General features: G+C 72.8%; 7 protein-coding genes. All 7 read left to right on the forward strand.

Annotated features, from left to right (window positions below; all coding sequences use genetic code 11):
• Positions 1 to 456, forward strand: a 456-nt coding sequence (locus tag ETD96_RS45370) for a hypothetical protein (RefSeq protein WP_205719665.1), incomplete at its 5' end; no start/stop codon positions are given.
• A gap of 204 nt (positions 457 to 660) precedes the next feature.
• Complete coding sequence (locus ETD96_RS38170) at positions 661 to 2163, forward strand: ABC transporter substrate-binding protein (RefSeq protein WP_138641362.1); 1503 nt, start codon at positions 661 to 663, stop codon at positions 2161 to 2163.
• Complete coding sequence (locus ETD96_RS38175) at positions 2160 to 3167, forward strand: ABC transporter permease (RefSeq protein ID WP_138641363.1); 1008 nt, start codon at positions 2160 to 2162, stop codon at positions 3165 to 3167. Before ETD96_RS38170 ends, ETD96_RS38175 begins: the two co-directional genes overlap by 4 nt.
• Positions 3164 to 4051 (forward strand): ABC transporter permease, encoded by an 888-nt coding sequence (locus ETD96_RS38180; RefSeq protein ID WP_138641364.1) that lies wholly within the window; start codon positions 3164 to 3166, stop codon positions 4049 to 4051. Before ETD96_RS38175 ends, ETD96_RS38180 begins: the two co-directional genes overlap by 4 nt.
• A 32-nt stretch (positions 4052 to 4083) precedes the next feature.
• Positions 4084 to 5034: an ABC transporter ATP-binding protein gene (locus ETD96_RS38185; RefSeq protein ID WP_138641365.1), complete on the forward strand. Its 951-nt coding sequence runs from the start codon at positions 4084 to 4086 to the stop codon at positions 5032 to 5034.
• The gene (locus tag ETD96_RS38190) at positions 5027 to 6013 is read left to right on the forward strand and encodes an ABC transporter ATP-binding protein (RefSeq protein WP_138641366.1); all 987 of its coding nucleotides are present in this window, start codon (positions 5027 to 5029) and stop codon (positions 6011 to 6013) included. Before ETD96_RS38185 ends, ETD96_RS38190 begins: the two co-directional genes overlap by 8 nt.
• Entirely contained in the window at positions 6010 to 7017 is a 1008-nt protein-coding gene (locus ETD96_RS38195; RefSeq protein WP_138641367.1) for a class I SAM-dependent methyltransferase, read from the forward strand. Before ETD96_RS38190 ends, ETD96_RS38195 begins: the two co-directional genes overlap by 4 nt.
• The last annotated feature ends 29 nt before the right edge of the window (positions 7018 to 7046 follow it).

The following is a 7046-nucleotide window of genomic DNA, read 5'->3' on the forward strand; positions in this document are numbered from 1 at the left end:
GGAGGGCTGCGGGCCGCGCAGGTCGCGGGGCCGGCCGGGGAAGGGGTCTACCTGACGCAGGTCGACCGCGCCCCGGAGGGGTTCACCCTGCCGCGCCCCAGCGGGCCGGTGGGCCCGGTGTTCATCGCCGTGCTCGCGTCCGGCGACCTGGAGACGTCGCGCGCGGCGCTGGAAGAGCGGCTGCCCGCACGGAGGGTGACGGACCACCGGTTGCCGGTGCGCGTGCTGAACGCCCAACTCGGCCGCCCGGAGGGGACGCTGCACCGCATCAGCACGCTCCAGCTCCCGGGCGAGTGCGCGGTGGAGGTCGACCAGTACCCCGCCGACGTGTCCGCCGCCCGGGGCCGGAGGTCGCCGAGCGACGGCGGGATCGTCCTCGTGACGCTGCGCGGGGGCGGGCCCGCCGGTGTCTGGAACGTTCCCGGCGCCGGTGCCGCGTTGGTGGCGTCCGTCTGATCCACCCGTATCCGGGTGAGTGCGGACCGTGTTGTCCGCATGCTCGACAGTTGTCGAAACAGGTCTGTTACCTGCGTGTTTCCTGTTCTTTGACCCTTGACACTGTGGCGCATCTCATCCTACCGTTCCACTGAGCGAGTTAAGTGTTCCGCTCAGAGGAACAATGGAGGGCTTGTGGCTAGAGGCATTGCAGTGCGGGGCGGAATGGCCCTGGTCCTCGGAATCGCGCTCGCCGCGTGCGGCGGCGGCTCCGGAAGCGACGGCGGCCAGACCCTGCGGATCGGCGTCGACTCGCTCCCGGCCTCCCAGGGCAACCCGTTCAACTCCGCGGTCTCGCCGGGCGTCTACACCTACGCCGCGATCTACGACCCGCTGACGTTCGTGAACGAGGCCGGCGAGGTGAAGCCGTGGCTGGCGACCGAATGGAAGACCACCTCCGACACCGCGTGGAGTTTCACGCTCCGTGACAACGTCACGTTCTCCAACGGCGAGCAGCTGACCGCCCAGGGCGTCGCGGACGTCGTCACCTTCCTGAAGCAGAACCCCGAGGTCAAGCAGTCGGTCGTCGCCAACGACCTCGCGACGATCAAGTCCGCGAAGGCGGTGGACGCGAAGACCGTCGAGATCACCACGTCCGTCCCGGACCCGGTGCTGCCCAACAAGCTCACCGAGCTGATGATCCCCGCGCCGAAGGCCCTCGCCGAGGGCGGCGTGAAGGGCATCGCCGCCACCCCGGTCGGAACGGGCCCGTTCCAGGTGAAGAACTGGGGCGGCAACAAGATCACCCTCACCGCGTTCGAGAAGTCCTGGCGCGCGCCGAAGGCCGCCGGCCTGGAGATCCAGGCGATGCAGGACCCCGCGTCCCGGCTGCAGGCCCTCCAGTCCGGCCAGGTCGACCTCATCACCGGCGTCTCGCCCGACCAGGTCGGCCAGATGAAGGGCTCCGTCCAGGCCGAGGCCAACCTGGGCAACCAGGTGATGTCGCTGGCGTTCCGCAACGTCAAGGGCGACGCGAAGATCGACTCACCGCTCACCGACAAGAAGGTCCGGCAGGCCCTCAACTACGCGGTGGACAAGCAGGCCATCGCCGACAACCTGCTGCTCGGCAAGGCCCAGCCCATCGGCCAGGGCCCGACCGAGAAGGTCGTCGGCCACAACCCGGACGTGAAGGCGTACCCGCACGACCCGGCGAAGGCCAAGGCGCTGCTGGCCGAGGCGGGCCACCCGAACGGCTTCGCGATGAGCGCCGACGTCGTCGTCGGCTCCTTCCCCGCCGACGCCGACATCTACCAGGCCGTCAAGCAGGACCTCGCCAAGGTCGGCGTCGACCTCACGCTCAACCAGATGAACTTCCCGACCTGGATGCAGCGCTACACGGGCAACTCCTGGAAGACCGAGGCGTTCGGCCTCTCCTGGAACGCGCTGCCCACCATGGACCCGACCCGGGCCATGAGCAACTTCACCTGCCTGCGCGCGGCGACGTTCTTCTGCGACGAGCCGACCGCCGGCCACCTCGAGTCCGCGCTCACCAACATGGACGCCGACAAGCGCGCCGAGCAGCTCCGCGCGGTCGTCGCCGAGATGCACGACAACCCGCCCGCGCTGTTCCTGGTCCACCAGATCACGATCGTCGGCAAGTCCGCCGACCTCCAGGGCGCCAAGGACGACAACCGCTTCTTCCGCTACGACCAGATGGTCAAGAAGTGAAGGACACCGCGCCGGTGGCGGCGGCCACGGACACCTCCGTGGCCGCCGGGCGGCCCGCTCGCGGCGCCGGACGCGTCCGCGGGCTCGCCCTGATGCTCGCCTCGCGGGCGTCCCAGCTCGTCCTGCTGCTGTTCGCGGTGTCCACCCTGCTGTTCTTCCTGCTGCGGCTGACCGGCGACCCCGCGACGACCCTGGCGGGCCAGGACGCCACCCCCGACCAGGTCGCGGCCGTCCGGGAGCAGTACGGCCTGGACGACCCGCTCGTCCAGCAGTACGCCACGTTCATCGGCCGGGCCGCCCAGCTCGACTTCGGCACCTCCGTCCAGTCCGGCGCGAACGCGTTCACCGAGGTGCTGGACCGGCTGCCGGCCACCCTCCAGCTCGCGCTGCTCGCGGTGCTGCTCAACATGCTGATCGCGATCCCGCTCGGCGCGTGGATCGGGGCGCGCCCCGACGGCCGGGCCCAGTCGGCCGCCTCCGGGCTCGTCTTCATCGGCCAGGGCATGCCCGGCTACGTCGTCGGGCTCGTGCTCATCCAGATCTTCGCCGTCAGGCTCGGGCTGCTGCCGAGCATCGGCAACGGCTCGGCCGCGGCGGCGATCCTGCCCGCGGTGTCGCTCGCGGCGTTCCTCATCCCGCGGCTGACCCGCGTCGTGTCGGCCAACGTCGCCGAGACCATGGACGAGGACTTCGTCCGCACGGCCCGCGCCGCGGGGGCGTCCCGCCGCACCGTCATCGTGCGGCACGTCCTCCCGAACGCGCTGCTCGGCGCCGCCGCCCTCGTCGGCACCCAGCTCGCGATCCTCGTCTCCGGCGCGCTGATCATCGAGGTCGTCTTCGCCTGGCCCGGCCTCGGCGCCCTGATGATCGACTCGGTGCGGCAGTTGGACTTCCCCATCGTGCAGGCCGCCGTGTTCACGATCGCGGGCCTGGTCTTCCTGACCAACACGGCCACCGACGCCCTGCTCGGCATCCTCGACCCCCGCCTCCGGAGGCAGCGATGACAGCGGTCCAGGAGGAGGCCCCGCGCGGGCTCGTGCGGCGCCGGCTCGTCCCCCGGCGGCCGGGCGTGGCATCGGCGCGGCTGATCGCGGGCATCGCCATCGCGGTACTGCTCATCGGCGTGACGGCCGTCGCGCTGCTGTTCGGCGACATCACCGACTCCGGCGGCGGCGTCGAGTCGCGGCTGCTGTCGCCCGGCGAGGACGGGCACCTGCTCGGCACCGACGGCGTCGGCCGCGACCTGCTGACCTGGACGATCGCCGGCTTCGGCTGGACGGCCTCGGTCGCCGCCACGTCCGCGTGCATCGTCGCCGCCATCGGCGTCACGCTCGGCGTCCTCGCCGGGTCGACCACCGGCTACGTGCAGGCCGCGATCTCCCGCGTCATCGACGTGTGCCTGTCGCTGCCCTACCTCGTCATCGTCGTCGCGCTGATGGCGGCGGTCGGCCGCGGCTTCGTGCCGCTGGCGATCACGCTCGGGGCGGTGAGCTGGCCGGTGTTCGCCCGCGTGGTCTACGCCGAGACGCGCGGCCTCATGCAGCGCGAGTACGTGCGCGCGGCCCGGCTGCTCGGCGTCACCCGCCCCCGCATCCTGATCTCCCACGTGCTGCCCGGGCTGCGGCACACGATCATGGTGATGTGGGCGTTCGTGTTCGCCGACCTGCTGGTCGCCGAGAGCGGGCTGTCCTTCCTCGGCATCGGCGCGCCGCTCGGCTCGCCCTCGCTCGGCAACATGCTGTCCGAGGGCCGCCAGCACCTCGTCGGCGCGCCGCTGCTCGTGCTCGTGCCCGCCGCGGTCATCGTCCTCGCGGTGACGGCCGCCAACCTCATCGGCGACGGCATGGCCGCCCGCAGCCGGGCCCGCCTGAAGTCGGTGCGCCCGTGACCGCCGCGCCCGCCGAACCCAGGGAGCAGACGATGGACGAAGCCGTCCTCGCCGTCGACGGCCTCTCGGTCGTCCACGGCGGCGACACCCGGATCGTGCAGGACGTGTCGTTCCGCCTCGGCCGCGGCGAGATCCTCGGACTCGTCGGCGAGTCCGGGTCGGGCAAGTCCCTCACCGCGCTCAGCCTGATCGGGCTGCTGCCGCCGGGCCTGTCGCGGACCGGCGCCGTCCGGCTGCGCGGCGAGGACCTCACCGGGTACTCCGAGAAGCAGTGGGAACGCGTCCGCGGCGCGCAGATCGGCATGGTGTTCCAGGATCCGATGACCGGGCTGAACCCGGTGCGGCGGATCGGGGCCGTGCTGGCGGAGGCCGTCCTGCGGCACCAGGACGTGTCGCGGGCCGACGCCCGCGAGAAGGCCGTCGCGGCGCTCGCCGCGGTCGGCATCCCCTCGCCGCGCGACCGCGTCCGGGCCTACCCGCACCAGCTGTCCGGCGGGCTCCGGCAGCGGGTGATGATCGCGCTCGCGCTGATCAACGAGCCGTCGGTCATCCTCGCCGACGAGCCGACCACCGCGCTCGACACGACCATCCAGGCGCAGATCACGCAGCTCATGCGGGACCAGATCCAGGCGCGCGACGCGTCCATGGTGCTGATCACGCACGATCTCGGCGTCGCCGCCGAGCTGTGCGACCGCGTCGCCGTCATGTACAGCGGCGGCGTCGTGGAGGAGGGCCCGACCCGGGAGCTGCTGCGCAACCCGCGCCACCCGTACACGGCGGCGCTGCTGGCGGCGGCGCCGAACTTCGACCGGTCGCGGACGCTCGCCGCGATCGCCGGCGCCCCGCCGTCGCCGTTCGCCCGCCCGGACGGCTGCCCCTTCCATCCGCGGTGCGGCCGCGCGCAGGACGACTGCTCCACGAGGGAGCCCGTGCTGACCGTGTCCGGCCCCGCCCGCCTGGCCTGCTGGAACCCCCATGACTGACACACAGCCGCCCATCATGGAGATGACCGGCGTCACCGTCCGGTTCCCGGTCGGCGGGCGGACCCTCACCGCGGTCGACGACGTCTCGCTGGCGCTGCGCCGCGGGCAGACGCTCGCGCTCGTCGGCGAGTCCGGATCGGGCAAGTCGACGGCCGCGTCCGCGCTGATGCGCGCCACGACCCCGCAGTCCGGCCGCGTCACCTTCGACGGCCGCGACATCACCCACATGCCCGAGCGGCGGCTGCGCCCGCTGCGCCGCCACTTCCAGATGATCCTCCAGGACCCGTACGCCAGCCTGGACCCGCGCATGACCGTCGCCCGCATCGTCGCCGAGCCGCTGCGGGCCCACGGCTTCGGGACGCGGGAGCAGATCGCCGCCCGCGTCGCGGAGGTCCTCGGCCAGGTCGGGCTCCCCGAGTCGGCCGCCGGCCGCTACCCGGCGCAGTTCTCCGGCGGGCAGCGGCAGCGCATCTCGATCGCCCGCGCGCTGGCCGCACGCCCCTCGGTGATCGTCGCGGACGAGCCCGTCTCCGCCCTCGACGTGTCCATCCAGGCGCAGATCGTCAACCTCCTCGGCGAGGTGCAGCGGGCCGACGACCTGGCGTTCCTGCTGATCGCGCACGACCTGTCGCTCGTCCACCACATCTCCGACCGCGTCGTCGTGCTCTACCTCGGGCGCGTGCTGGAGGAGGGGCCGACGACGTCGGTCGTGGCGGCCCCGCAGCACCCGTACACGGCGGCGCTGCTGTCGGCGACGCCGACGACCGACGAGCGGCCGCGGGAGCGGATCGTGCTGTCGGGCGACCCGCCGTCGCCCATCGACCGGCCGCCCGGCTGCGTCTTCCACACCCGGTGCCCGGTCGCGCGCGACGTGTGCGCGACCGACGCGCCGCCGCTGACGGTGTCCGGGGACCGCTCGGTGGCCTGCTTCTTCCCCGGCGAGGTGGATTCCGGACTCGGTCTTCAGGAGGTTCGATGAACGACGTCGCGCGCCGGGCGAGAGTGGACTTCGCGCTAGCGCTGCGCCAGCAGTGGGCCCGGTCGCTGTACCCGGTGCTCGTCGAGCAGGCCGGGCCGGACCCCGACCGCGCCGCCGTCCACGCGGCGCCGGTGTACCCGTGGTTCGCGTGGCTGGAACGGTCCGCGCAGAAGATGCTGTGGCGGGCGGTCGCGGACGCGGTCGACGCCGACGACCTGCCCGCGTCCGCGCCCGGGCTGGAGCTGGACCCCGACCTGGAACTGCCCGCCTGGTACACCGACGTGGACATTCACGTCCAACCCGGCGGCGTGTGGAGCACCGACCGCGCCGCGCTGGTCTACGAGGCGGGCGCCAAGCTCGTGATGCTGGGCGAGAACGACGACTTCGCGTTCCACACCCTGTTCACCGAGACCGCCGTCCCCGACCGGCCGTACCGGCGCATCGTCGACCTCGGCTGCGGGTTCGGCAAGAGCACCCGCCCGTTCAAGCGGCGCTGGCCGGACGCCGAGGTGATCGGCGTCGACCTGTCCGCGCCGGTGCTGCGGCTGGCCGCCCACCGCACGGCGGGGCTCGGCATCCGGTACGTCCAGGCCGACGCCTCCGCGACCGGGCTGCCCGCCGGATCCGCGGACCTGGTCACCGCGACGATGCTCATCCACGAGCTGCCGCCGCCGGTGCTCGCCGACCTGATCGCCGACGCCGCGCGGACGCTCGCGCCCGGCGGGGTCCTGCGCGTTCTGGACTTCCACCCGACCGGCGACGCCGTCCGCGACCTCGCGCTCGTCGAGCACGGCGACCGCAACAACGAGCCGTACCTGCCGATGCTGTTCGACACCGACTGCCTCGCCCTGTGCGAGAAGGCCGGGCTCACCGACGCGCGCTGGGTCGCGTTCGACGAGCGCGGTGCCGGACGGCTGGAGACGACGCAGTGGCCCGACCGTGCCGAATGGCACTTCCCCTGGGCCGTCCTGGAAGCACGCAAGCCGGAGGAAGCCCGTGCCTGACATCGCCCCCCTGCCCCCCGCGCCCGAAC

This window comes from Actinomadura geliboluensis (genome assembly GCF_005889745.1).
GTDB lineage: Bacteria > Actinomycetota > Actinomycetes > Streptosporangiales > Streptosporangiaceae > Spirillospora > Spirillospora geliboluensis.